Origin of the sequence: Pseudalkalibacillus sp. SCS-8 (genome assembly GCF_040126055.1) — a bacterium.
Classification (GTDB): Bacteria; Bacillota; Bacilli; order Bacillales; family Fictibacillaceae; genus Pseudalkalibacillus; species Pseudalkalibacillus nanhaiensis.
The window spans coordinates 2,427,669-2,450,989 of record NZ_CP143541.1; the positions used below are offsets into that span (position 1 = coordinate 2,427,669).

A 23,321-nucleotide genomic window follows, 5' to 3' on the forward strand; every position below is an offset into this window, starting at 1 on the left:
GACATGGCTTTTCAACTTTTGATCAACCTGGCTATTGCACTAATCTGGATGTTCTTGACGGAAACGTACACGTTTGTAACGTTCTTGATCGGTTTCCTGATCGGGATCTTTCTGTTATTCTTGCTGAACCGATTCATACCGGATACGTTTTACTTCCGGTATGTGTGGTCGATATGGAAGCTGATCTTATTGTTCTTAAAGGAATTGCTCATCGCAAATATAGACGTGTTGAAAATGGTCTATAAGCCGAAAATGGATATGCAGCCAGGTATCATCGCATTACCCACAGATCTTAGATCGAACTGGGAAATTACGTTATTAGCAAACTTGATAACCCTCACACCTGGAACATTATCTGTCGATGTATCTGCAGATAACAATTTCATTTATATCCATGCGATGGATTTACCGGATGTCGACGAAACCATCAATCAGATTAAAGGGACATTCGAGAAAGCAATAAAGGATGTGACACGATGAGCTTATTACTGCATAACGTCATCTGGCTTTGTATGATCGTGATTGCCATTTCAATTCTCATGTTGCTCTATCGTGCAATTAAAGGACCATCTAATCCTGATCGGGCTGTAGCAATCGATACGATCGGTATCAATTTGATTGCGATGACAGGACTTGTCGCAATTCAACTGAATACCACACGATTGAACGACGTAATCTTGTTGATTGGTATATTGACATTCATCGCAACGATAGCCATTGCGAAATTCTTAGAAAAGGGTGTTATCATTGACCGAAGTCGTGATTAGTGTCCTCTTGTTGATGGGTACGTTCTTCGTCTTCTCGAGTTCACTAGGAATTTTACGTTTTCCAGATGTATATTCCAGACTCCATGCAGCTACGAAAAGTGCGACCTTAGGAGTTTCTGGTGTGATGCTCGCCGCATTCCTCTTTTTCTTATTTGAAGGGAACATGGTCAGCGGAAAGTTGATCTTGGGAATCTTATTTGTGCTATTGACAGCTCCGGTTAGTGGTCACATGATATCACGGGCGGCTTATCGTACAGGTGTGCCATTATCTGAGCGAACCATCAAGGATGAATTACAGAAGAGATACAAAGACTGATTCGTATAAAAGTAAAAATTCGTTAGGAGGGTGACCCAAAGATCTAGTCTGACACCTCCAAGCCTGCCTTTCCTTAGTTAGGAATGGAGGTAGAAATCAAGGTGTCGACTGGTGCGGGTCACCTTTTTGAATTGTAAGGATTTTGTAAATCAACCCTTTCCTAATCACCAATTGTGGCATATAATAGTTTTAATACGTTGGCTTTAGCCACGATATAAAAAGTTCATATGGATTGGGTTTTCACACGAAAAACCAATAAGGAGTGACAACCATCATGATTTTTCAAGAACGGGTTGACCACACCGTTAAGAGGATGAGGAGTCAAGCGGCAAATGCGATGACGTTATTGAATTTGACACTTGGCGCGATTGCGATCGTATTCATTCTTAAAGGTCAATTGGAAGTAAGCTTTTGGTTCATTTTTCTTTGTGCACTCTTTGATCGATTTGATGGTATGATTGCAAGAAAGCTGCAAATTGAATCCGAGTTCGGTAAACAACTCGATTCCTTATGTGATTTGATTTCATTCGGTGTAGCCCCTGCTTTTCTCTTGTATGAGGCAGTTCTTTACGAGTTTGGTATACCTGGAATTGTATTCATCATCCTTTATATCATTTGTGGTGCAGTACGACTCGCTCGCTTCAACGTAACGGAATTTAATGGTCATTTTACTGGTGTTCCGATTACTATTGCAGGCTGTCTTCTTGCACTATCCTATCTGACAATCAACCTATTCCCTGATTATGTTTTCATGTTTCTCGTACTCATCCTTTCATTCTTTATGATTAGTGATATTCGTATACAAAAGAGATAACATTAAAAAACAAAAGTGACCCGGAAAATATTCCGAGGTCACTTTTTGCTGCGCTTTTCTTTTTTGTTATTTCGTCAGTTTCAAGAACTCTTCTACATCTTCTACCGCTAATTGGATGGCACGCTTCCAAAATTTCGGCTTCGTCAGATCTTCCCCGAGGTGTTTTTCTGCCAACTCTTCCACTGACATTCTTCCAGTATCTTGAAGCAACGCAATATATTTATCCTCAAAAGAAGCACCTTGTTCTTTCGCAATTGCATAGATTCCCGCACTGAACAGATATCCGAACGTGTATGGGAAGTTATAGAACGGAACATCTGTAATGTAGAAATGCAGCTTCGAAGCCCAGAAGTGTGGATGATATTCACCAAGAGAATCACAGAAAGCCTCTCTTTGTGCTTCTTCCATCAATGCCTTCAAACGATCCACGGAAACAAGCCCTTTCGAACGTTCTTCATAAAAACGTGTTTCAAATAAGAAACGAGCATGGATATTCATGAAGAATGCGACTGAGCGTTGGATCTTATCTTCAAGCAATACGAGACGTTCTTCTTCTGACTTTGCCGTTTCAACCGCTGCATCAGAGACAAGCATTTCAGCATAAGTGGATGCCGTTTCTGCTACGTTCATCGCATAGTTCTGATTCATGTAAGGAAGTTCATCCATCACGTGCTGATGATACGCATGGCCTAATTCATGAGCTAAGGTAGAAATATTGCTTGGTGTGCCTGAGAATGTCATGAAAATGCGTGTTTCTTTCGCATTCGGGAAGCTTGTACAGAAGCCCCCAGGACGTTTCCCAGTACGATCTTCTGCTTCAATCCAGGACTTTTCGAAAGCTTGGCGAGAGAATTCGCTCATTTTCGGATTGAATTGTTTGAACTGGTCGATGATGAAATTCGCTGCTTCATCATAGGAAACCTTCGAATCCGTCTTCGCAATTGGAGCATCAACATCTGTCCAACCAAGTTTTTCGAGATTCAACATCTCCGCTTTACGATCAAGGTATTTTACGAACGTCGATTTGTGGTCTGTGATGACCTTCCACATCGTATCAAGGGTTTCTTGAGACATACGGTTGATTTTCAACGGTTCCTTCAATACGGAATCCCACTTACGATGCTCATAGGTGCTCAGGCGGAAACCTGCCAGGTGATTCAATGCTTCTGCACAAAAATCCTCCTGCTCTTCCCAAGCTTTTTGGTAAGCTTCAAAGGCACGTTCTCGTACTTCTTTACTCTGACTGGAGAGCTTGTTATCGAGCTGCCCGACAGAAAGCTCTTTCACTTCTCCGTCCTCTTCGAACGGGATGGTCATTTTACCGACAACCAAATCATAAAGGTTGGACCAAGCATGGTAACCATCTACTGCGAGATCGTTAATGAGTGATTCCTGGTCGAAGCTCAGCTTCTCGACGGCGTTTTGACGACGCTCATTCAAAACGAATGAATAAGGATAGAGATTATCGTATTGCAATAATGTCTTCCACTCATTATCTGTAATTTGCGTAAGCTTCTCATCGAATTGCGTCCAAAGTGAGTGATATTTTGCACTGATTTGGTCAAGTTTTCCTCGGATGGCTACAGCCTCTTTATCCTTTACATCCTGGGCTACGAGACAGCCGACGAACGCGCTGCTTTCATGAAGCCGTGAAGAAAGACGGCTCAACTCTTCAACGACATTCGATAATTGTTCATGATCGGATGGATTACACGATTCGATGGTTCCTTTCAATTCCGCCACTTGTGTTTCGATGGATTGGATGTAGGCTTTCAATTCTTCTGATTGACTGCCTCCTGAGAAAATGTTTTCTAAGTTCCATTGCTGAGACAATTGTGCAAGTTTCATGGGTATCCTCCCTAATTCTTATGTAATAACTCCATTATAAGGAAAATTCAAAAAATAAAAAAGAGAATCGACTTTTAAATCAAAAGAAAAACTGACCCGAGCATGTTTCGGGTCAGTTTCTTCTTAATCAAAAGCACATGCGTACATGAAATAAATGAGCATCAGTATGAGGGTACCACTGAAGATCATCTCCTGCATTTTGAAATCTCCTCCTCTTTCTTTTATTTATCCTAGTATCTATAATTCCACATCTTCACAAGGAGTAATCTTAAATCAACAAAAAGAGGATGGAATGACCATCCTCTTGCACTTCATAATCAATAAGTCTCTTCCGCTTCCAACGCATCTGCCTTTGTAGGATGAACGGTCCCAAATGGATGTTCAGGTGGTGCATAAATAGCGTAAACCTTCATCGGTTCATTGCCCGTGTTCGTTACATTATGCCACTTCCCGGCAGGTATGAAGATCGCATAGTCATCGAACACTTCGGCTTCATAATCTAGATTCTCGGGATCGTCTCCCATTTGGACCAGCCCTTGTCCTTGTTCAAGGCGGATGAATTGATCCAATTCCGGATGAACCTCCAGCCCAATATCCTCTCCGACAGGGATACTCATCAACGTCAACTGCAGGTTATCTCCTGTCCATAACGCCGTACGGAACGTATCATTCTGTAAAGTGGCCTTTTCAATATCAATGACGAATGGTTCTCCGCCATAGTCTTTCAACTTTAAAGGAACATTCTTGTTCAAGAACTTGAGTCGTGCAGCATATTCTCTTTCCAGATTAGAAGCTTGATAAAAGGCGTTTCGAACAAGTGGATGTTGGGCTGAATAACAGCTCTTTTGGTATTCCTTAAAACCTTGTATTTCTGCTTGATATGCTTTTTGTATGCCCTCCTGATAACGAGCGAATTGGACATCATCCGCTTCATAACCAGGCTGTTCCCCTGTAAGCATGACAAAAAGATCCGTAAAATGTTTCAATTGGTGTTTTTTGTTTTGGAGTGTGTGTAGAATAGCATACTTATGTCTTTGATTCGGTGCTGTTTGCGCTAATCGACTATATAGCTGAACAGCAGTCGCCTCTCTGTTGATTCCAGCTTGCAATGCATTGATGAGGTGGCGATAGTCGGTCTCCATCTCCTCATTCCTTTCCTAGGCTTTCTAACGTTATCATATGCCCAGGTATTGAAATGGTACTTCCCAAATAGTTAATGGGCGGATTATGCGCACTCCCATAAATCGCAATTCCTATCCTTTATCTCTTAGGATTTCATACAACTCATGATACGAGTCGACATGAAAGTCCACTTCTTCAATATTCGGTGCCTGGAAACTGCAAGTTGGAATCCCTAATTCTTTTGCCGGTAACAGATCCAGTTCTCGATCGCCGACCACCAGATCAATGTCATAATCTTTTAATAGATGCTTATAAGCAGCTGCGTCTGGTTTTCTTGGAAATTCGTCCTCACGACCGATTATTTTTGTAAAATATTGACCAAGATTATGATGCTGTAGCACATTGTTGACGACTTCTCTGGAGTTATGTGTGACCACAAAGTTATGTTCAGCAAGCTTCAACACATCCTCGAGACCTTCAAACTTTTCAAAATCTGCAGGTTCCAACTCACGCTCTAACGAATAGAAATCATTCTTTTGTTCGTCTGTAACGCCATAATGGTCAAAAGCGTGGCCGAACGATACCTTCAAATGAGAAAGAATTTCATCCTCGGGTGTATCATCTCCTAGCATCTTCTTAAAGAGTTTGACAAATAGCCTATAGCTATCCACTAATGTCCCATCAAAGTCCCATAAAATATTCATTTGCGATCGATCCCTCCTCACTTAAGCTACTTACAGTTTCCCCAATTCCCTGTCTCTATCCTGCAATCTACTTCGAAATTCATCAATAGACATAAAGAAGCACATATCGTAATACCTTATTTTAAGTCATCCCTACGCTAAAGGGGGAATCCGATGTCTACCTTTGACCCGCAAAAATTAAGCACCACTTTCTTGCCTCCCGTTAATCCGTTTTGGCCAAGGGTCGGGAGAAAATATACACTGACCCATTCAGACATTACGGGTGAATTGTTTCTGACTGTTGGGTGTGTGTATGATTACGAAAGTATTGATCAAAAAATGCGAGATGAGGTTTTAGCTGAATGGCTAAGAGACCGACAAGGAAGGTACTATCTATCCGGTGAGGTTTATGTAGATGGTGGGGAATTCAGTAAAGAAGTAGCAGAAATGCGCTTTAAAATCTTTCAAAGGGAAATGGGGACAGCATTAAAAGGGATGCTTTATGGCGACAAATCCTTTCTTTCCAACTATCCGTACCTTCTAGATGCACCGATTTCTATCACGTTCAAAACCACCTTCCCCTCCTTCAGCCGGACCCTTTCTTTTGGTACGCTACGAGATTATATATAAGCTCTCGGAGAGTTTCCGAGAGCTTTTTTAATGTACTTTTAACTTCAACAAAGAAGTCCTTTGACCGATATTATAAACAGTCTGTAAAAATAGGGTGATTTTCTTGGGATTTTGGAGTGGTTTCATCATCGGTAACCTTGTATCAGGTGAAGCAAATGAAAGCAATCAATCGGCCAACGGTGGTTGTATGATGTTGGTCATCGGATCAATCGGCTTATATGGAACAGGATGGGGCCTCCATCAAATGGGCCTATTGGAAAGTACCATGAATGTCTTTCTTGCTATGCTTTATCCATCCTTATGGGATTTTTATCATGATATCGGCATTGGACACAAAGGAAAAATAACGCTTATTACGTTTTTCCTATTCAGTGTCGCTGTCAGCGTATCGTTCCTCATCCTGGATGCTCTTAAGTCTTATAAAATCGTTCGAAGCATGAGATGGTTATTTAAAGCTTTGGAAGTCGTGTTCATTGTAAATGGTGGCCTGATTCTTGTGAGACTGATCTATTACTTCATTCGATCTTTGTACAATTAGCTCTCGAGAAAAGTTTCCCCGAGAGCTTTTTTATATTCAGGCATGACGATTTCCGTAAAGATGGATGAGCCGTTTCGTATGGAGGACAATGACCTTCAGAACAGCATAGGTCGGAATCGCAAGAATAAGACCTAAAATGCCAGCCAGACTGCTTGCAACAAGGAGAAGGAAAATGATCGTCACCGGATGCATATCCAATCGCCTTCCCATCACCTGAGGCGAAATGAGGTTGCTCTCGATTTGTTGTATGATGGCCACACCGATAATGACATACAGAGCTTTTATCGGGTCGTCGATTAATGCCACTATCACACTCGGTGCCGTCCCGATAATCGGACCGATGAAGGGGACTACATTCAGGAAGAGGGCTACAAGAGCAAGGATCAACGCATATTTCAAATCGATGATCAGATAAAGGATATAAACGAACGTACCGACGAACAGACTAACGATCAATTGACCCTGGATAAACCCGCTCAGCGCTTCATCCATATCATTTAAAATTCTTTTTCCTTCCTCATGATGTTTTTCCGGGAGAAAGCGCAAAATGGCGTCTGGCAGCCTGTCTCCATCCTTCAGCATATAAAAGAGCACGAATGGAAGGAGAATGAGGATGACCAGGATATTCGTCAGGATACTTAAGAACGAAAAGATATAATCACTTGCCGATGAAGTAACATCGCTTATGTAACCTGTCAGTTTCTCTCCGAGATTTTTTTCCTTCACCATTTCGCTGTTCATGAATCTTGAAACGACTGGACTTTGCTTCCACTCCTCCACTTTATCCTTCAAATCATCCGCAAGCTCAGGCGAGCCTTCCACAAGACCTTTTACCTGCTGCTGCAGCTCCGGTCCGAAAGCCCACGTGGCGCCTGTAAACATCCCGGCGAAAAAGAGGTAAACGATGAGAATTGCTAATACTTTTGGAATCTTCCACTTATGAAGCTGCTTGACGATTGGGCGGAATAAGTAAAAGAACACACCGGAAACGACGATTGGAAAAAATAAAGTCGTAATTAGGATTGCGATCGGCTTGAACAAAAATGAGATATCGGTTCCTATCCAGATGATGACGAACAACAATAAGACCCAGATCATCCCACGGAATAGCTTAGACTGTAACATACTCCCTCCTCCTTTCTTTTTAACGGTACCTTCCCCTTTACCCTTTTGAATGCATGAAAAAACAGCCCCGGCTTATTCGCCGTAAGCTGTTCTTCGATTCCCATTATCCTTTTTCTTTATCGTTCCGCTGCCGATAAAACTCGTGGAACAATTTCATCAATGCGCGTTTTTCAATACGAGAGACATAGCTTCTCGAGATTCCCAGGTCTTTTGCGATCTCTCGTTGGGTCCGTTCCTTTTCCATGTCGAGTCCGAAGCGTCCGACGATGACTTCCTTTTCTCGATCATCCAAAATATGAATGTGCTCATAAATCTGCTTCTTCTCCATTTTGAGCTGGATCGTATCGACGATGTCATCGAGATCCGCCTTCAGGACATCAATCAGTGTTATCTCATTGCCCTCTTTATCCGTACCGATCGGATCATGCAAGGAGACATCCTTCTTCGTCTTCTTGATCGCACGCAGATGCATGAGGATTTCCATTCTAATGTCATTACCTAGCGTAAATATATGTTAATTAGAAGGTGTATATTTTTATCCGATCTTCATATACCCTGATTTCTTTTACAACATGGCGGATGAGTGATTTTTTATCTTCAAAAGTGAGGTTCTGTTGTCCTTTTGAGAAGTAAAATTCAGCTGCTTCTTGTAGCAACTTTTTACCGTAAATGTGTTGATCATTTTTTTTTCTTACCTTCTCCAGTTCTTCTAGTTGTTTCGAGAGGCGTTCTTCTTTTTCCTTCAGCTCTTTTAAAGACTCTCTAATTTCTTCTTCAGATATATCTAATCCTTCTGAAAATAAATTCAACAGCTTTTTTCTTCCGGCCTTTACTTTGCCAATTTCAGAATGAAGTCTTTCAATCTCAATTTCATCAAAGTCAGGGGTATCTTCTTCTCCATCTCTTTCGGTTGCAGCTGCAATCTCCTCTGGAGCATTCAACCAGTTAAGTATCGTTTCCCAAACTTCTTGATCTAGCTTCGAAACGTTTATTCTACGTCCACATCCAGGATGCTTTGCTCCTGCATAATTTTTAACATCCGTATAGATATAAACGGTTTGCCCCCAATTCGTTGTTTTTATCCCTACCATTGTATTGTTGCAGTCACCACAACGGATTAAACCACTTAACAAATAGTCATTTTTGGATTTTTTCGCCCAACGTCTTCTGGATTGTTCAAGTAATGTTTGAGCATGTTTAAATGTTTCTTCATCGATGATAGCTGGACAATCAATTGGAATCCATTCCTCTTTTGGACGTTCTTTCATCGGAACACGTTCGTCTTTTGACTTATATTTATTTCCAAGCATACCTTCAGTGTTCCAACGATTTTGAAAGAATTTACCTGTATATACTTGGTTCATCAATAACTGACGAACTACTTGACGGTGCCATATTTTTGCACCTCGTTTTGTTGGAATGCCTTTGTTAGTTAAGTACTTGGCAATTCCATTAATTCCTTCTACGAGGTCATTTGGTTTAGTAAATAAATCAAAAATCAGTTTAACAACATTCGCTTCTTCTTGATTTATAATTATTCGGGAAGTTTCTTTATCATAGTCGTAGCCGTAAATTTGGAAGTTTCTTAGCACTTTTCCCTGTCTTGCTTTTTCACGTCGTCCTCTGCTCATTCGTTCATTAATTTTTGCTTTTTCAAATTCTGCAATCGCACCACGCATACTATAAAACAGATTGCCTTCAGGTGTCTTAGTATACTCACTGGTGACAAAAACAAGCTCAACACCGCGTTTTTCAATTTCATCAGTTATAATCAATTGGTTCATCAGTTTACGGGAAAGACGATCTGGATCTAAACATACGACTTTCGTTATCAAACCTTCTCGAACATCATTTCTTAATTTTGTTAAGGCATGACGGTCCAAAAATTCACCGGACATTCCCCTGTCCACATATTCAATCACTTCTTCAGAGTTTGCTTTCTTCCGACACTCCTTTAACTGATCCTCCAGACTGAACCCCTTCTTCGCCTGTTCCTCCGTGCTCACCCTTGCATAAATCGCAATCATTGAGTTTCTCCTTCCTGTATTTTTCCTTCAGATAAGAGTAACAAGAATACCGAATCCGGTCAGTAGAACTTCCTTCAATGATTTCGACATGCACCTCGCATCACCTCTTTAAATAAAAAGGTATGCGATTACGGCTTGGTTACTTTCATGTTTGTATATAAAAGATGTCATTATAAAAAACCTCTAGTGTCCCCAAAAGATCTTGAATAAAGGGTTCAGGTTACTAACGGAGAAAAGAGACAAACCTGTTAATCTACCTAGACCACCATCTTATCATTGGATTATAACGTATTGGAGCGTACAAAATGAATGTTTTACTTTAGATTATCGGGTAATGCTTTCTAACTATATCAAATATTGTAGCTCCTTCTCTTTACGTTTTTGGCCTTTCTTTACCTAAAGGTTTATTAAAGCTATTGATAGAATCATGACCAAAACCAATATTATTCCAATAATCTCTTCTTAATCGTACTAATTTCGCCTAAATATATCGTGTATGAACCTTTCGTTGTGTCATCCATAATTTCATAACTAACACGGTACTTAGGATCTTTTAAACCGAACATAACATCTTCAGAAACTTCCTTCACTATAACTTTATTTTTTAAATCCACATATACAGGTTTTCTCTTGTATATAATTCCTTTCAAAAGAATTTCTTATAATAAATGAAATAGTACTTACAAAACAAGACAATATGTTGGATATGGGTACAATAGATCCTACAATAAATATGTAGTTTTTTTCATTTTTCCAAGTTATCATGTATTGGGAGAGAAATCCTGATTTGTTTTTTAAAAGTAGTTTTTTGGGGGGTTATGCCCATAACTAAATATTCCTTAATAGAAAGTTTAGGAAAAGCACTCAAACGCAATCAAATAGAATAGTAAAAAAGTAAAGGGCTTCTTCAAAGGACCAATTATGGTCCTTTTGAGGAAGCCCTATTTTTACTTCTTCCAATATAAGTTAGGAGTTGTTGGATTTATACAATTTTTTATTAAAGATTAATAAAAACCACCACACCAAAATAAACATATAGCCTATTATTACATATATGGACCAAAATGTTCCATGTTCTAATTCTTTAATAAAATATTCATATTCGTTCAGTCCTTCTTCCCTTCCAATACTGTTAAAAATACTAACTATAGGTACAGTTATTGCAAAAAAAATGGCGATAATAGCAATTTTCTTAAAAAATTTTCGACTAATACTAAATATGGCTGAAGCAAATGTAATAGCTAAAAAGCTGAAATATAAAGTCCAAACCCAACCTGGTAGTGATTCCCAGTACATGACAATCCTCTCCTTTTCTTTTCATGTTATTACAAAGGATATAAGCTGAAAATATTTCAAAATACCTAATTAAATTTAATCGTTAATATTGTCGATAAAATAAATTTGGTCACTGTTATCTAAGGTAATCTTATTTTTAATTCCAAGTAATCGTGTATCTCTAATCGTAAGGACTGTTTTATTATTTACATATGATCTGGTATAAACTTCATTTGCATCATAATCAATATTTAGAATATCTTCATTTACAGTACTCTGAATTATCTCTAGTTTAGGAACGTTCTTTCCAAAAGAAATTTTATTTAAGAGATGGATTTTATCTGTTATAGTTTCAATCTCCATATCTACAAGGATACTTTTTGAATTTAGCACTACATTTTTATTATATTTTACTCTTAGTATATCACTAGAAATCTCACTTAAATTTAATTCATGTATCTTATGATTTAAACTACTATCTATTTCTACTATGTCCCCATCGTACATAAATAGATACAATCTTTTATTATCTAAGCTAGTATAAGTAAAATAATTTGGCACTTTGTTAAGTGTGATCTCATTTAAAAATTTTAAATCTCGGTCGTATTTTTTTATTTTTACAACTTCTCTTTCCCCAGATTTATCAACAGCTACTACCATAATATAGTTTTCCAAAGTAGATACAGTGTGTACTCTAAACTCTCCAAATAATTTCACACATTTATTCAGTTGCAAATCACAAAACTCATTATCATCATTCTTATCCATCACAGTAACTATGTAATCTGACACGTTATCTTTATAATATTTTTCTATGTATTTTTTTTGATTTGTATTAATTAGAGATAATTTTCTTTTTGTAGGTTGATACTCTACTACCTTAGTATCCCCAGAATATGCTCCACTTGCAAAATAATAATTTTGCTCATAATAAAATACATCCGAAGGAGCAAAGAGTTTATCTTTGATTTTGTGTTTTTTTGCAACTTGACCACTATTGTTTATCTCTAATATGTAGCCCTCTGTTTCAAATGGATCTATAAAATGAAAAAGTAAATAATCACCATCATTATTTGTTGAGAACTGGGTAATTTGATCAATTTCTTTATCTGGAGTACATCCAATTAGAACTATTAACAAAATAATTATTATTAGTTTCTTAATCATTTAATTTCCCCTTCAATAGAGTTAAAATTTTATTCTAAAAAGATTATAGGCATGTCATACTAAAATGACTACCTATAATCTTTTAATTTAAATTAATAAGGATTATTTTTATACTTTACCGTATCCCAATCAGCAATTATACTTTTTGGGAGTACAAGACCTAGGTATGCATCATATGTCCCCACATGATACCCTGCATATCTCCAAGCTTTATACACTAGTTTAGAGCAGTACCATTGAGAAGTATCATTTAGACTTGTTTTTAATTTATAAGGTTCACCTATTTGATTTTTCGCATACTCTACAGCTTGTATATAATCTACATCAGCGGCCCCTCTCACATAATATTGACCTTCATCAGAAACACCACTCCAATATTTAGTTGCAGAATGCTGTACAACGCCATGGCCAGGTAAAGCCTCAATAGCATAATCCCGGATAGTACTCAGAATAGCTGCATGACCGTGAGGGAAATTATAAGTTTTTGCCTCTAGGCTTATTAAAATATCTCCTTTACCACTCCAGTAAGTATAACCTCCACCGCCTGGGTCAATATCAACACTTTGTGTTTCTATTGAACTTTCCTTATTATTTTTTTTAAAACTAATAGATTTACTCCCAAAATTAGTGTTTCCCTTTTCAATTTTTACATTGTACATTAAACCGTCTATTTCATCTAAACTATTAAATAAAGTTGATAACTCTTGATTTGTTAAATTACGATTCTTATCTAAAAATTTATTCACTAGTTTATATGACTCTTTACTTATTTTTTCCTTTTCATTTAGTGAAATATCCATTTTTCCTTCTATACTTTCCTTTGTTGAATTTAAGTGAGAAACTACATCTTGGTAAGATAAACTGGAAGTAGAATTATTTGCGTATACAGAATTTGTGAGTAGACTTGTACTTAGTGCAACTGCTACTGAAAATACACTTATTTTCTTAAACATTTTTTAACTCCTTTTTTAATTTAACACCGGTGATATGCATTACATCCTAGGTAATTTGTAACACAATATAAAAATACCAAATTAAACCACAAAAAAATACATTTTTTTCTAATTTTAATATTGGGAAATAAAGGTTATTACTAACCTATTTTTCACATGATACACAGATCTATTTTCCCAATATTTTTAAAGAAATTTATATTGACAAACATCGTTCATTGAATAAATTGTAAAAATTTGTTCTTCCATTCGTTGAAACAAATGCTCTTAACGTATATTTAAACCCACCTCAAAAGAGGTGGGTTTTTATTAGAATTTCTTTTTCAGTTTGTTTAACAAATTTTCAGCCTTTTCCATAGCTTCATCCGTTTCTTCTTTAAGGATTTGATATGAAGGTTTGCCGTTTATTAAAAGCTTTTCCTCTACAATATCCCCTACTTTTACGTCTTTCGGTAGATAATGAAGGGGAACATCCTTTTGCTTTGTTTCATCACTTCGGTCAAGTAATACAGCTAAGTCGCCCTCAAAGCGGTCAACTGTGTATTTACTTGGATAACTCATCAATTAACTTCCCTTGTGGATCATATAATCTTGCTGCATCCCCTGAATTGTTCCAGATATAAGCCTTAGACCACAACAAGACTGTGGGAGGATTTGCAACCGCGCCTCGACCAGCTACAATCTTAACAGTTGCTCCCTTTTTCAAAACAAAATCGCTAGGGAATTCATAGGTTTGATTACCTTCAACACTGACAAGAGTCCAACCATCCATTGGAATATCCTTGGTATCAATGTTCTTTATGGTTACATATTCGTCACTCAAGCTAAGAGAAGTAATATCCAGTTTACCTGTCGTAGGTTTGGGCTCTGGTTTAGGTTCTGGATTCACATTAGTACCACAGCTGTCAGCGCCCTGGAATGGATCAGCATCCACTTTATAGTTCACGCCATCAGATGCAACTGTAATCGTCCCTGCATCACAAGTTGAATAAAGTGTAGCCCCATAATTCCACATACGGTTTACCACATCAGAATCAGGATGGCCGTAACTGTTATCACCATACGATAAAATGCCGACCTCTGGTTTTACCGCATTAATGAATGCTTGTGAAGTTGAAGTGGAAGAACCATGATGCCCAAGCTTTAGAATTTCTGCTTCGACATTGTATTTATTCATCATGTTTGCCTCATTTTCAGTGCTCGCATCTCCTGTAAGCAAGAAGTCAACATCATTATAACTTACTTTAAGGACGAGAGAAGATTCATTACGGTCACTGCTGTTATTAAATGCATTAAGCACTTTAATAACAAGTATGTTATCAAAATTGATCTTACTTCCTTCGTTCGGTACATCGAAAGGAATATTCTTCTGATCAATTAAATTAAGATACTCCATGTAAGTATTTGTGGTATGGGATTTCCCACTATCCAATACCTTATGAACCTTCATTTGCTCTAAAACATCGATTAGTCCACCAATATGGTCTGCATCCGGGTGAGTAGCAACCATTAAGTCAATGGAACTTACACCAGCTTGTTTGAGATAATCTACGACTTTTTGTCCCGCTGACTTACGACCACCATCAATTAGAATTGTCTTTCCTGAAGGAGATTGAATTAAGATACTATCTCCTTGTCCAACATCGATAAAGTGAACCAACAAATCACTCATAGGTCTGAAATCTTCGTTAATGGTTCGTGCAAGTACAACTGAGAATTCTGCTCTTGTAATATTGTTTTTAGGCTTAAAAGTACCATCTGTATATCCATTAATGATATTGGCAGATGACAGATCTAAAATACTTTCCAATGCCCAAGGTACACTAGCTAGGTCAGTGAAGCCTGTGGCAGAACCTTTTCGTGCTATTTTATAGGCCCGATCGATTAGAACCGCCGTTTCAGCCCTCGTTATATTTGCAGAAGGCCTAAACGTATTATCCGGATACCCTGTAATAAGACCTTTCTCTGCGGCCACTGCTATTGCATTATAGTAGAAGTTATTCTTGGATAGGTCCTTGAATCCTGGATTCTTTGAAGCATTCTCTCCAGGATACAATGCTTTAACAAGCATCAGTGCAGCTTGAGCACGAGTTATGTTGTCATTTGGCCCAAACCTACCATCACCATAACCATTGATAATCCCTAAGTCACTTAGATAATAGATATGTTCCTTTGCCCAAGGAACTTTACCTAAGTCTGAAAAATGCGAATGAGCACTAACTTGATTGTGGTTAACAAATGAAAGAACTAAAGCGAAAACCATGAAAAATGATAAAAACTTTTTCAAAAACAATCCCTCCTAATTATTCTCATAAACTATTATAATAAAGAATTAGGGATAATTGGTTATTTTTTGTAAATAAACTTTAATTTGTATCACTTCTTCATAGTGAAGACCATTATAGCGCTCATTCCATTACTCAGAACATGTTTTTTGTGTATTGCGATCTTCGATAGATAATGATTTGAATACTACCGATACTGAAATAGTCTAAGATATATATTTTGTTATAAAGGAATGATTTTCAGATAATGTATCAGCTTGTTCCCTTGTTAACCGTTGAGTATGTGCAATTTGATTTCGAATTGGATATACGTTGTGTAAGTGTAAATAAAAATTTGGAGGAAGATCTTTAAAAGGTTGATAAATACGAAGAAAGGAACGTTCCAGTTCATATAGATATAGTTTCTCTATCGATGCTCTAGGAGGGTTTCTCTGAAGAAGTTTAGGAGCTTTGTAAAACCATAGAGGGCCATAACGTTCTCTCATACGCCTTGAAATAAAATTCCGTAACATATTCTCAATCTCGTATAACTTCCGATATGCAGCTTGCATCATTTTTATTTCTTCACTTTCAATCAAACGGATCACCTCACAAAATAATAATTTATTGAATTATGTGAAAATCCCTTTTTTTCAGTTACCAATTTAATATAAATAGATCATTTCTATATAGAAATCGACCATTTCTAATTAATAATGTAATGAAAGTGAGCAAAAGAGAATTTTCATTTCTTGGGCAGTAGTTTTACAGTGGAAATATAAAGGAGATGATGAATAATGAAACGAACTTATTATGTTGAAGAAGGAGTTCCAGTAGTTAGTTATGATTTGAACAAAGATTCAAATGGAGACATGCCTATTAAAAGGGTAAATGTATTTAATGGACGGAGAGTTGAAGAGTTCTTAAATCCATTTCAAGGGAAGAAAATAAGGGTCACCATTGAATTACTAGAAGAGGACCTAACCAATGTATTAGAGAAGTTTTGACTTAATTAAACATTTAGCTAGAAGGAATTTTTATGATCAGAAAAGGAAGGAGCCAAGCTCCTCCTTAAGTTCTTAAAAATATATATCAGTCTGCACATCCATTGAGTAAATTATTTATAAACTTCAAATATCTACATTAATCAGCTCTTACAATATTTAGTTGATTAGCTCGTATCCTTCTAAAAATAACTTTGTTGATGAGTTAAGGTATTCTCCTGCGGTTATCCATGAAAGATCATCATCGGTATTTTCAAGTCCTTTTTTTATAAATTTATTGGCTTCCCTTTGCTTTGTAATCATTTCAATAGTGATTGAATAAAGTTTTTTGTCTAGTTCGTTTGTAGGTTTTGCATTGTCCGTATAGACATCCAATAATTCATCAAATTCATTTGTCCAAATAATTAAATCATCAATTAAGTTTGAACTGTAATTGCCTTCATATATTAGTTCAAAGTTTCCACCAATAAGATCTAAATTATTTTTAAAAGCTGTATAGTACTTATCATTATACTCTAAGAAATCTTCTGTAAGTAATTCTGTTTGTTGTTCAACTACTATTGCAATTCCGGTTTCACTTGATTCTCCTACAGTCTCAGCATTCGTACCCTCTTCTTCAGCTACTGTTTCCTCTGTTATCTTGGATTCTGTTTCACTAGTAACTTTTTTAGTATTATCTATTGCACACGCTGTCAAAAATAAAAGTAAAACAATTGCAATTATAATCCATTTAAATCTGTACACAACTTAATCCCCCTCTATTTAACTCTTAGTTATTATACATGGAAAATGTTGTATATAAAAGTGGATTTACATTTATTTATTTCGATTATTATCTTATTTAAATATGAGTTACTTAGAAACAAGCTTATTTTGAAGGTGAAAAGATTATGTCCTATACTTGACCTATGACAAAACATAAAAAATAAAATGGAAGGAGCTTAGCTCCTTCCAAATTTTTATACATATCCTTTTTCTTTTAAGCTGGTATATCCCGCTCCTGCATTGACAATCAGATGATCCAGCACCTCAACTCCAATCAAATGACCTGCTTCAACAAGACGTTTAGTGACCTCAATATCCTCTTGAGATGGATTCGTATCTTGAGAAGGGTGCTGGTGACAAAGGATGATTGCTGCACTGTTATTCAGAATTGCACTTTTGAATACTTCTCTGGGATGAACAATGCTGGCATTGATTGATCCTACATGACAACGATGAACTGCAACAACTCTGTTTTTCGTATTGAGACACATGACGAAGAACACTTCACGATCATCTTCCCCGATAAATTCAACAGCAACTTTTGCAGCATCTTCTGGAGAACGGATGATGTATGGTTCCCCTCCTTCTACCTCTAAGATTACTTGTCTGATCCGTTGAATTTCATAAATTGTTTCCATCTTGAAACAACTCCTTTCTTTGTTTGAAAAGAAAGGAATTTTTGCGAAAACGAGTGTAGAAGGAGACGAAAGTATGCGAAGCATCAAGTGGGAGTTACGGACATATGCAAAACCCAATGACTTAGCCAGCGTTTCCACCAGTGATTTCATCTTGTTACGTTGGCTTAGCCGACTTGGTTTTGTTTGTGGCCGTTCGACCACGCAGATCCTTTACCGAGTGATGAGCAAATAATTACAATGAGGAGAACAAAGGAAGGAAAATTATAGACATAGTGAAAGGCGGTGGAATATCTCTGATGGGATTCACCGCCATAAGCATGAGGATTCGAGATCCGAAAGGCATTAAGATGTTTGCCTTTCATTTTTAAAGTTTTCTTTAATAAATTTATATAACGTACTTCTACCCACTTTTGTAATATCGCAGATTTCCTGGACCGTCATACAGTTTTGATTACGTTCTTCAAACAATTGAACTGCATGTAACAGGCTTTTGTTTTTATTCGTATATTTTTTGGGACGACCCTTATAAGCGCCTCTTTTTTTGGCTTCAGCTATGCCTTCAGCCTGTCTTTCCTTGTTCAGACCCAATTCAAATTCCGCAATACCGCTTAAAACTGTTAACATTAGTCTTCCTAAAGGGGTCGTCGTATCAAGGGTATCTCCCCCCATATTTAACACTACAAGCCCGACTTCCTTTTGGTTCAGGATTTCGATGATGTTCAATGCATCTCTTGTGGATCTTGCAAACCTGTCCAATTTTGTGACGACAATTGCATCATCTTTTTCAACCTGGTCTATTAGTTTCTGAAATTGTTGACGATTGTTTGCACTTTTACCACTTATTTTTTCTTGAAAAATCGTTTCGCAGCCATTGTCTTTCAGTTGTGCAATTTGTCCCTCGAGATTTTGTCCTGTTGATGACACTCTTGCATAACCATATCTGGTCATAATAGACACCTCTATTTTGGACGTGTATTTTGGACATTATAAACCTATATTACTCCATAGTCCCAAGAGTGTCCATTTTGACCTTACTCATATGGATACAAACTTTTTAAAACCACATGATAGAGGGGACTCAATGGGAGGAAGGGCTCAAGTTTAATACTTTTTACATGGTATATAATATAAATTCTAAAATTTTTATTATATTAATTTTCAGTTTTCGAGATCTTTTTTCACACTGCTATGGTGTTGTTCTCTAAAAAACGATATAAATGAGGATATGGAGATTGTTAGAAGTACAAATATTGTACTAATACCAGTAAAGATAGCTTCTATTGAATCATAGTTTAACTTGCTTTTATCTAAATAGATTGAAAATATTATTGAAATTATTATTATTAAAGCTAGTATGTAATATCTCCTATTAAAAAGAAACTTAACTTTAAATCTATCATTAAGTAATTTAAACAAATCCCTCAAAGCCATTACAAAACTAATAAATGTAAAATAATATATTACATAAAATAAAAAAGGCATTTTCATAGTTGAGTATTCATAATAGAATGTATGAAATATTGATAAAAACAATGTATACAATCCGAATGAAAATACCACAAGTACTAGAATGGTTAGTACTACAGAAATACTCTTATTTATGAATTCGATTTTAAATTTAATATTCGGTTTTATGAAACTATATATTATTCCAGAATTCCAAAAAAAAGTTACAACAATATAAAATGCTAATGCAATTGAGATAATAATCATGTTTAACTTGTTGTTATTGAGAAATTCCATTAATCTTTGAATATCTTTATTCTTTTCTAAAACAACTCCAAATATTACAGCATAAACTAAAGTTGTTATTGCTACAAATAGCTTTATAGACGAAAGATACCCCATTACTTGCCTCCTTATTAGCAAGAGATTTTTCCATTCTATAACAATTTAACACAGATTCTCTTCCATTGGAGAATTGTCAATTATCATAGCAAAATTTTCTCAACAATTGTTTAAGTCAACTCCTATAAGAAATAAGATTACCCCCAATCATTTAATATCAAAAGTTGAATTTAAACTATTGTCTAATACGAACAGATGGATCACCCCTAAAATTAAAAGTATAATCTCGTGAAATTATGCCTATTACTAGCAATTTATTAAATCAAATTCTGGACCGAATTATTGATAAATGTTATAATACACCTATCAATAAAAAGTACAAGCTTCTAGAAGGTGTTAATTATATGTATAGAAATGCGATTTCCTTATTTGCTGGTGCAGGTGGACTTGACATCGGAATAAAAAAAGCTGGTTTTGACGTAAAACTTGCTGTAGAAATTGAGCCAACTTATTGTAAGACTCTCCAGGCTAACTTCCCTTCCCTAACAGTAAAAGAAGGAAATGTTATGGATTATTCTCGTGATCGTATTTACGAGGAAGCCGATCTGAATGACGATGAAGAAATAGATTTATTCATTGGGGGAAGTCCTTGCCAATCTTTTTCAACCGCAGGAAAAAGACAAGCATTTGAAGATCCTAGAGGACAAGCTATGTTAAAGTTTGCAAATCTAGTTCAAGAAGTACAACCAAAAGTATTTCTACTTGAGAATGTTAGAGGGCTTCTCTCATCTGCTTTAAAACATGTTCCTCTTGCAGAACGAGAAACAAGACCTTTAGAGCCAGATGAACAACGGGGTAGTGCATTTAGACACTTACTTGAACACTTTGGAAACTATGAAGTGTCTGTTGCATTGATCAACGCTGCTGATTATGGTGTAGCTCAAACTCGTGAACGTGTATTTATCGTTGGAGTTCGTGAAGATTTTAGAACAGAATATTCATTTCCTGAACCTACCCACGATAAACATGGGACTAACGGAAAAGATTATTGGAGAACTGTTGGTGACATTTTCGAAGAGTTAAATGTCTCGAAACATAACCATGTTAATTACTCTGCTGATCGGTTGAAATGGATGAAAATGATTCCTAAAGGCGGAGGAAACTGGAGAGATTTACGGCAATACGGTGAAGACGTTGTTAGAGAAGCTATGGGTGGTGCCTATGAATCTGGCGGAGGTAAAGTAGGATTTTTCAGACGTGTTAGTCTCAATAAACCAGCCCCTACTCTACTAACTTCCCCTAGCCAAAAAAGTACAAATTTGGGACATCCTTTAGAAGATAGACCATTAAGTATTGAAGAATATTTGGCTATTCAAGAGTTTCCAAAAGGTTATTATGTAGCAGGAACACTTTCACAACAATACACTCAAATTGGAAATGCTGTTCCAATTCGATTAGCACAAGTATTAGGCGAGTCCATATTTAATATGTTAAATAAAATAGAAAAACCCCAAGAATTGTCAAATAGTATGGTAAGATAGGATATAGGGAAATTTTCCCTATATCTTTTTTATTTTGGGGGTATGTTATGTCTATTAATTGTATTAGAAAAATAGACGGTACAGATATTACACCGGAGATCCAAGAGATCATGGAAAAATATCTGAAAAATGTGTTCAAAAATTTATATAAGTTGCAACTAGATGATTTAACACCCAACCCTCTACTAATGAAGTTGGTTGGGTCAGCAGCTGAATTAAATTCCGCTGATAAATTAGTAGAATACATGATTAACGCTCGGCTGGAACGCTCTACAAGTACTGGATTTGGTATGACAATACAAAAGATTGCAACTGCTTTTTGTGAAAAAACAGGTGTTGGGGGTGCCGACATTTCAATTGTTAAAGACAATGAAAATGGTATTCCAATCCGTTGGTATATACAGATGAAATCTGGGCCAAACACTGTTAATAAAGATATATGTGTCCAAATTAGTAGTGAACTTCAATCGGCTATTAGACGGGCTCCTGGTTCAGCTGGAATGTTAGGAATTACATATGGAAAAACGGATCGAGTAAGTGGAATCACGCAACAATATTTGAGTTTTGATTTTGAAGCAGGTCGAGACTTTTGGGAGTTTATTTCAAATGACCCTGATTGTTACAAAAAACTATGGCTTCTTACAATTTCAATATCTGAAGGTTATGAGGATAGTCGGGGCCTCACTTTAAAAGAATTAATTGATAAAAAACGCAATGAATTAACTGACCAGTTTATTTCAAAGTATGGAATATCTGGGGAGAAAATGTGGAACACCTTTCTGGAAGAAAACATGTGAAAATTAAAATCTATAATAGGGATGTGTGGTAAATGGCAAGACCTATAATGTTTGATATCAATGATGATATTGTTACTCACAGAGATTTACAAGATAAAGGCGCATGGTGTAATCATGGGGAAGAAAAGGAAGAAGTATTTATTGAAAATTATGGTCAACAGCTAGAATTAATTATCAATCCAGCAAAACAAACAAATCGTTATGCTCCTGACATTTCAGACATTTCTGGGGAAAAATTATCGGATCTAAAAACACAAAACACCCCTTTTTTTACAGCAGCTAGATATGGATCTGATCCTCAATTTACAGTTACCTTTAACAGAAATGATGCTGATCGATATAGAGAAGAACATTCTGATATAGACATTTATTTTTGGGTAGATTGGATAGCTGTTAGGTATTTTAAAGAAAGTACCAATCCATATTTTGGAGATACTAACATTCAGGTTAACCCTATGCAAGGAGTATGGAAAGTATCGTTTCAGGATTTAGACTCTATTATACAAAACTCACCTCTCCATACGTATCAACAAAGAGTAAATGATAATCGGGGTAACGCACCAGATAGTTATTTAATTGACTTAAGATATTTACAAAGAGTTATCTAATATTTTACTTGATTCATAGACGTTTTCCCACACTGGATTACGTCTTTTTTCCACCAAAAAAACCACCCACATAGACGTTTTTATCTTGACTTCATTTTACAGGAAATTCATAAACAAGCTTTAGTAGCATTACTAAAATTGTTACATTGATGTATGCAATTTCCTAAATAAAATCCACATAAAAAGGGAATTTTTGATTTTCTCTAGCCCCTTCTTGAACAGTAAGGTTCATTAATAATTTTCTACAAAGTAATACAGTTGTATTATATAAGCCTGAAGAAATTACTTTTCCGGTTTCTCTAAATAACATTCCAAGCGATTCAGGTAAGTGTTCCACACTTGCATGAATTTTTGGGCTCGGTAAATGAATACCTATATCAAATTGTAAAAAAGTTGGGTAGTTACACCCTGTACATACTAGAGTATATGCACCAATTTCCTGAAAGCCGTGTTCATTTCTTCTTTCCAAAAGATACTCACTGGTTGGTGAAGTTGCTGTATCACAATGACCACACGTAAAATTTTAACCATAAACATCTTCTAGATCTCGCTATTCCCCTAGTTTTTTAAAAAAACTCCCTCCATTTATGAATAGCTGATCAATCTTTTGTTAATCTCTTAACTTCATTTATACTTTCACCAAAATCATAA

Annotated in this window: 25 protein-coding genes and 1 pseudogene; 10 read left to right on the top strand and 16 right to left on the bottom strand. The window is 36.4% G+C overall.

All coding sequences use genetic code 11. The annotated features are described in order from the left end of the window. Window positions 1-3 precede the first annotated feature (3 nt). From V1497_RS12700 to pssA, 4 genes are all read left to right on the top strand, one after another. Window positions 4-480: a Na+/H+ antiporter subunit E gene (locus V1497_RS12700; protein ID WP_349407908.1), complete on the top strand. Its 477-nt coding sequence runs from the start codon at window positions 4-6 to the stop codon at window positions 478-480. Next, on the top strand, window positions 477-767 hold the full coding sequence (locus tag V1497_RS12705) for a Na(+)/H(+) antiporter subunit F1 (protein ID WP_349407909.1): 291 nt from the start codon (window positions 477-479) through the stop codon (window positions 765-767). The genes V1497_RS12700 and V1497_RS12705 overlap by 4 nt, the downstream gene beginning before the upstream one ends. Further along, window positions 748-1,083, top strand: coding sequence for a monovalent cation/H(+) antiporter subunit G (mnhG, locus tag V1497_RS12710; RefSeq protein ID WP_349407910.1), 336 nt, complete (start codon window positions 748-750; stop codon window positions 1,081-1,083). Before V1497_RS12705 ends, mnhG begins: the two co-directional genes overlap by 20 nt. Before the next feature lie 274 nt (window positions 1,084-1,357). After that, complete coding sequence (gene pssA, locus V1497_RS12715; RefSeq protein WP_349407911.1) at window positions 1,358-1,897, top strand: CDP-diacylglycerol--serine O-phosphatidyltransferase; 540 nt, start codon at window positions 1,358-1,360, stop codon at window positions 1,895-1,897. A gap of 66 nt (window positions 1,898-1,963) precedes the next feature. Here pssA and V1497_RS12720 read toward each other — a convergent pair whose 3' ends face one another. The 3 genes from V1497_RS12720 to V1497_RS12730 form a co-directional block, all read right to left on the bottom strand. Continuing rightward, window positions 1,964-3,745, bottom strand: coding sequence for a M3 family oligoendopeptidase (locus tag V1497_RS12720; protein WP_349407912.1), 1,782 nt, complete (start codon window positions 3,743-3,745; stop codon window positions 1,964-1,966). A gap of 317 nt (window positions 3,746-4,062) precedes the next feature. Then, window positions 4,063-4,887 carry a cupin domain-containing protein gene (locus V1497_RS12725; RefSeq protein WP_349407913.1) on the bottom strand — a complete coding sequence of 275 codons (825 nt, stop codon included), beginning with the start codon at window positions 4,885-4,887 and terminating at the stop codon, window positions 4,063-4,065. 111 nt (window positions 4,888-4,998) lie between these two features. Next, a complete protein-coding gene (locus V1497_RS12730) occupies window positions 4,999-5,571 on the bottom strand; it encodes an HAD-IA family hydrolase (protein ID WP_349407914.1) in 573 nt (190 codons plus the stop codon). Window positions 5,572-5,724: 153 nt separating this feature from the next. On the opposite strand from V1497_RS12730, the gene V1497_RS12735 reads away from it, so the two are divergent. Beyond that, window positions 5,725-6,180, top strand: coding sequence for a staygreen family protein (locus V1497_RS12735; RefSeq protein ID WP_349407915.1), 456 nt, complete (start codon window positions 5,725-5,727; stop codon window positions 6,178-6,180). Between the two features lie 103 nt (window positions 6,181-6,283). Continuing rightward, window positions 6,284-6,718 (top strand): hypothetical protein, encoded by a 435-nt coding sequence (locus V1497_RS12740; protein WP_349407916.1) that lies wholly within the window; start codon window positions 6,284-6,286, stop codon window positions 6,716-6,718. A gap of 36 nt (window positions 6,719-6,754) precedes the next feature. Here V1497_RS12740 and V1497_RS12745 read toward each other — a convergent pair whose 3' ends face one another. The 8 genes and pseudogenes from V1497_RS12745 to V1497_RS12780 all read right to left on the bottom strand — a co-directional run bounded on the left by V1497_RS12745 (window position 6,755) and on the right by V1497_RS12780 (window position 15,552). After that, window positions 6,755-7,843, bottom strand: a complete 1,089-nt coding sequence (locus tag V1497_RS12745; RefSeq protein ID WP_349407917.1) for an AI-2E family transporter — start codon at window positions 7,841-7,843, stop codon at window positions 6,755-6,757. Between the two features lie 103 nt (window positions 7,844-7,946). Next, window positions 7,947-8,333: pseudogene (locus V1497_RS12750) on the bottom strand (sigma-70 family RNA polymerase sigma factor); the annotation flags it as partial. A 28-nt stretch (window positions 8,334-8,361) separates the two neighbouring features. Then, entirely contained in the window at window positions 8,362-9,870 is a 1,509-nt protein-coding gene (locus tag V1497_RS12755; RefSeq protein WP_349407918.1) for a recombinase family protein, read from the bottom strand. 966 nt (window positions 9,871-10,836) lie between these two features. After that, window positions 10,837-11,166, bottom strand: a complete 330-nt coding sequence (locus tag V1497_RS12760) for a hypothetical protein (RefSeq protein WP_349407919.1) — start codon at window positions 11,164-11,166, stop codon at window positions 10,837-10,839. A gap of 75 nt (window positions 11,167-11,241) precedes the next feature. Continuing rightward, window positions 11,242-12,312, bottom strand: a complete 1,071-nt coding sequence (locus V1497_RS12765) for a hypothetical protein (protein WP_349407920.1) — start codon at window positions 12,310-12,312, stop codon at window positions 11,242-11,244. Between the two features lie 92 nt (window positions 12,313-12,404). After that, complete coding sequence (locus tag V1497_RS12770) at window positions 12,405-13,265, bottom strand: YiiX/YebB-like N1pC/P60 family cysteine hydrolase (protein ID WP_349407921.1); 861 nt, start codon at window positions 13,263-13,265, stop codon at window positions 12,405-12,407. A 309-nt stretch (window positions 13,266-13,574) separates the two neighbouring features. After that, entirely contained in the window at window positions 13,575-13,826 is a 252-nt protein-coding gene (locus V1497_RS12775) for a DUF3006 domain-containing protein (RefSeq protein ID WP_349407922.1), read from the bottom strand. After that, window positions 13,810-15,552, bottom strand: coding sequence for an S-layer homology domain-containing protein (locus tag V1497_RS12780; protein WP_349407923.1), 1,743 nt, complete (start codon window positions 15,550-15,552; stop codon window positions 13,810-13,812). Before V1497_RS12780 ends, V1497_RS12775 begins: the two co-directional genes overlap by 17 nt. Window positions 15,553-16,326: 774 nt before the next feature. Here V1497_RS12780 and V1497_RS12785 point away from each other — a divergent pair. After that, window positions 16,327-16,536, top strand: coding sequence for a hypothetical protein (locus V1497_RS12785; RefSeq protein WP_349407924.1), 210 nt, complete (start codon window positions 16,327-16,329; stop codon window positions 16,534-16,536). Between the two features lie 156 nt (window positions 16,537-16,692). On the opposite strand, the gene V1497_RS12790 is transcribed toward V1497_RS12785, so the two are convergent. The 4 genes from V1497_RS12790 to V1497_RS12805 form a co-directional block, all read right to left on the bottom strand. Beyond that, window positions 16,693-17,277, bottom strand: a complete 585-nt coding sequence (locus V1497_RS12790; RefSeq protein ID WP_349407925.1) for a hypothetical protein — start codon at window positions 17,275-17,277, stop codon at window positions 16,693-16,695. Window positions 17,278-17,492: 215 nt separating this feature from the next. Continuing rightward, complete coding sequence (locus V1497_RS12795) at window positions 17,493-17,936, bottom strand: JAB domain-containing protein (RefSeq protein WP_349407926.1); 444 nt, start codon at window positions 17,934-17,936, stop codon at window positions 17,493-17,495. Between the two features lie 342 nt (window positions 17,937-18,278). Beyond that, the gene (locus V1497_RS12800) at window positions 18,279-18,860 is read right to left on the bottom strand and encodes a recombinase family protein (protein ID WP_349407927.1); all 582 of its coding nucleotides are present in this window, start codon (window positions 18,858-18,860) and stop codon (window positions 18,279-18,281) included. A gap of 234 nt (window positions 18,861-19,094) precedes the next feature. Next, window positions 19,095-19,784: a hypothetical protein gene (locus V1497_RS12805; protein ID WP_349407928.1), complete on the bottom strand. Its 690-nt coding sequence runs from the start codon at window positions 19,782-19,784 to the stop codon at window positions 19,095-19,097. A gap of 344 nt (window positions 19,785-20,128) precedes the next feature. Between V1497_RS12805 and V1497_RS12810 the strand changes: the two genes are divergently transcribed. The 3 genes from V1497_RS12810 to V1497_RS12820 are packed head-to-tail and all read left to right on the top strand — an operon-like array spanning window position 20,129 to window position 22,670. Continuing rightward, a complete protein-coding gene (locus V1497_RS12810; protein WP_349407929.1) occupies window positions 20,129-21,265 on the top strand; it encodes a DNA cytosine methyltransferase in 1,137 nt (378 codons plus the stop codon). A 47-nt stretch (window positions 21,266-21,312) separates the two neighbouring features. Then, entirely contained in the window at window positions 21,313-22,062 is a 750-nt protein-coding gene (locus V1497_RS12815; RefSeq protein ID WP_349407930.1) for a PmeII family type II restriction endonuclease, read from the top strand. A 32-nt stretch (window positions 22,063-22,094) separates the two neighbouring features. After that, window positions 22,095-22,670 carry a hypothetical protein gene (locus tag V1497_RS12820; protein ID WP_349407931.1) on the top strand — a complete coding sequence of 192 codons (576 nt, stop codon included), beginning with the start codon at window positions 22,095-22,097 and terminating at the stop codon, window positions 22,668-22,670. A gap of 163 nt (window positions 22,671-22,833) precedes the next feature. Here the strand turns inward: V1497_RS12820 and V1497_RS12825 are convergent, their stop codons facing one another. Next, complete coding sequence (locus V1497_RS12825; RefSeq protein WP_349407932.1) at window positions 22,834-23,139, bottom strand: hypothetical protein; 306 nt, start codon at window positions 23,137-23,139, stop codon at window positions 22,834-22,836. Between the last annotated feature and the right edge of the window lie 182 nt (window positions 23,140-23,321).

Excerpts from the sequence above, each read along its gene's own strand:
- V1497_RS12705 (WP_349407909.1), top strand. The coding sequence starts at position 477 with ATGAGCTTATTACTGCATAACGTCATCTGGCTTTGTATGATCGTGATT.
- V1497_RS12755 (WP_349407918.1), bottom strand. The coding sequence starts at position 9,870 with ATGATTGCGATTTATGCAAGGGTGAGCACGGAGGAACAGGCGAAGAAG.
- V1497_RS12770 (WP_349407921.1), bottom strand. The coding sequence starts at position 13,265 with ATGTTTAAGAAAATAAGTGTATTTTCAGTAGCAGTTGCACTAAGTACA.
- V1497_RS12795 (WP_349407926.1), bottom strand. The coding sequence starts at position 17,936 with ATGGAAACAATTTATGAAATTCAACGGATCAGACAAGTAATCTTAGAG.
- V1497_RS12700 (WP_349407908.1), top strand. The coding sequence starts at position 4 with ATGGCTTTTCAACTTTTGATCAACCTGGCTATTGCACTAATCTGGATG.
- V1497_RS12785 (WP_349407924.1), top strand. The coding sequence starts at position 16,327 with ATGAAACGAACTTATTATGTTGAAGAAGGAGTTCCAGTAGTTAGTTAT.
- V1497_RS12765 (WP_349407920.1), bottom strand. The coding sequence starts at position 12,312 with ATGATTAAGAAACTAATAATAATTATTTTGTTAATAGTTCTAATTGGA.
- V1497_RS12735 (WP_349407915.1), top strand. The coding sequence starts at position 5,725 with ATGTCTACCTTTGACCCGCAAAAATTAAGCACCACTTTCTTGCCTCCC.
- V1497_RS12820 (WP_349407931.1), top strand. The coding sequence starts at position 22,095 with ATGGCAAGACCTATAATGTTTGATATCAATGATGATATTGTTACTCAC.
- V1497_RS12805 (WP_349407928.1), bottom strand. The coding sequence starts at position 19,784 with ATGGGGTATCTTTCGTCTATAAAGCTATTTGTAGCAATAACAACTTTA.
- V1497_RS12815 (WP_349407930.1), top strand. The coding sequence starts at position 21,313 with ATGTCTATTAATTGTATTAGAAAAATAGACGGTACAGATATTACACCG.
- V1497_RS12775 (WP_349407922.1), bottom strand. The coding sequence starts at position 13,826 with ATGAGTTATCCAAGTAAATACACAGTTGACCGCTTTGAGGGCGACTTA.
- pssA (WP_349407911.1), top strand. The coding sequence starts at position 1,358 with ATGATTTTTCAAGAACGGGTTGACCACACCGTTAAGAGGATGAGGAGT.
- V1497_RS12725 (WP_349407913.1), bottom strand. The coding sequence starts at position 4,887 with ATGGAGACCGACTATCGCCACCTCATCAATGCATTGCAAGCTGGAATC.
- V1497_RS12720 (WP_349407912.1), bottom strand. The coding sequence starts at position 3,745 with ATGAAACTTGCACAATTGTCTCAGCAATGGAACTTAGAAAACATTTTC.
- V1497_RS12730 (WP_349407914.1), bottom strand. The coding sequence starts at position 5,571 with ATGAATATTTTATGGGACTTTGATGGGACATTAGTGGATAGCTATAGG.
- V1497_RS12760 (WP_349407919.1), bottom strand. The coding sequence starts at position 11,166 with ATGTACTGGGAATCACTACCAGGTTGGGTTTGGACTTTATATTTCAGC.
- V1497_RS12745 (WP_349407917.1), bottom strand. The coding sequence starts at position 7,843 with ATGTTACAGTCTAAGCTATTCCGTGGGATGATCTGGGTCTTATTGTTG.
- V1497_RS12810 (WP_349407929.1), top strand. The coding sequence starts at position 20,129 with ATGTATAGAAATGCGATTTCCTTATTTGCTGGTGCAGGTGGACTTGAC.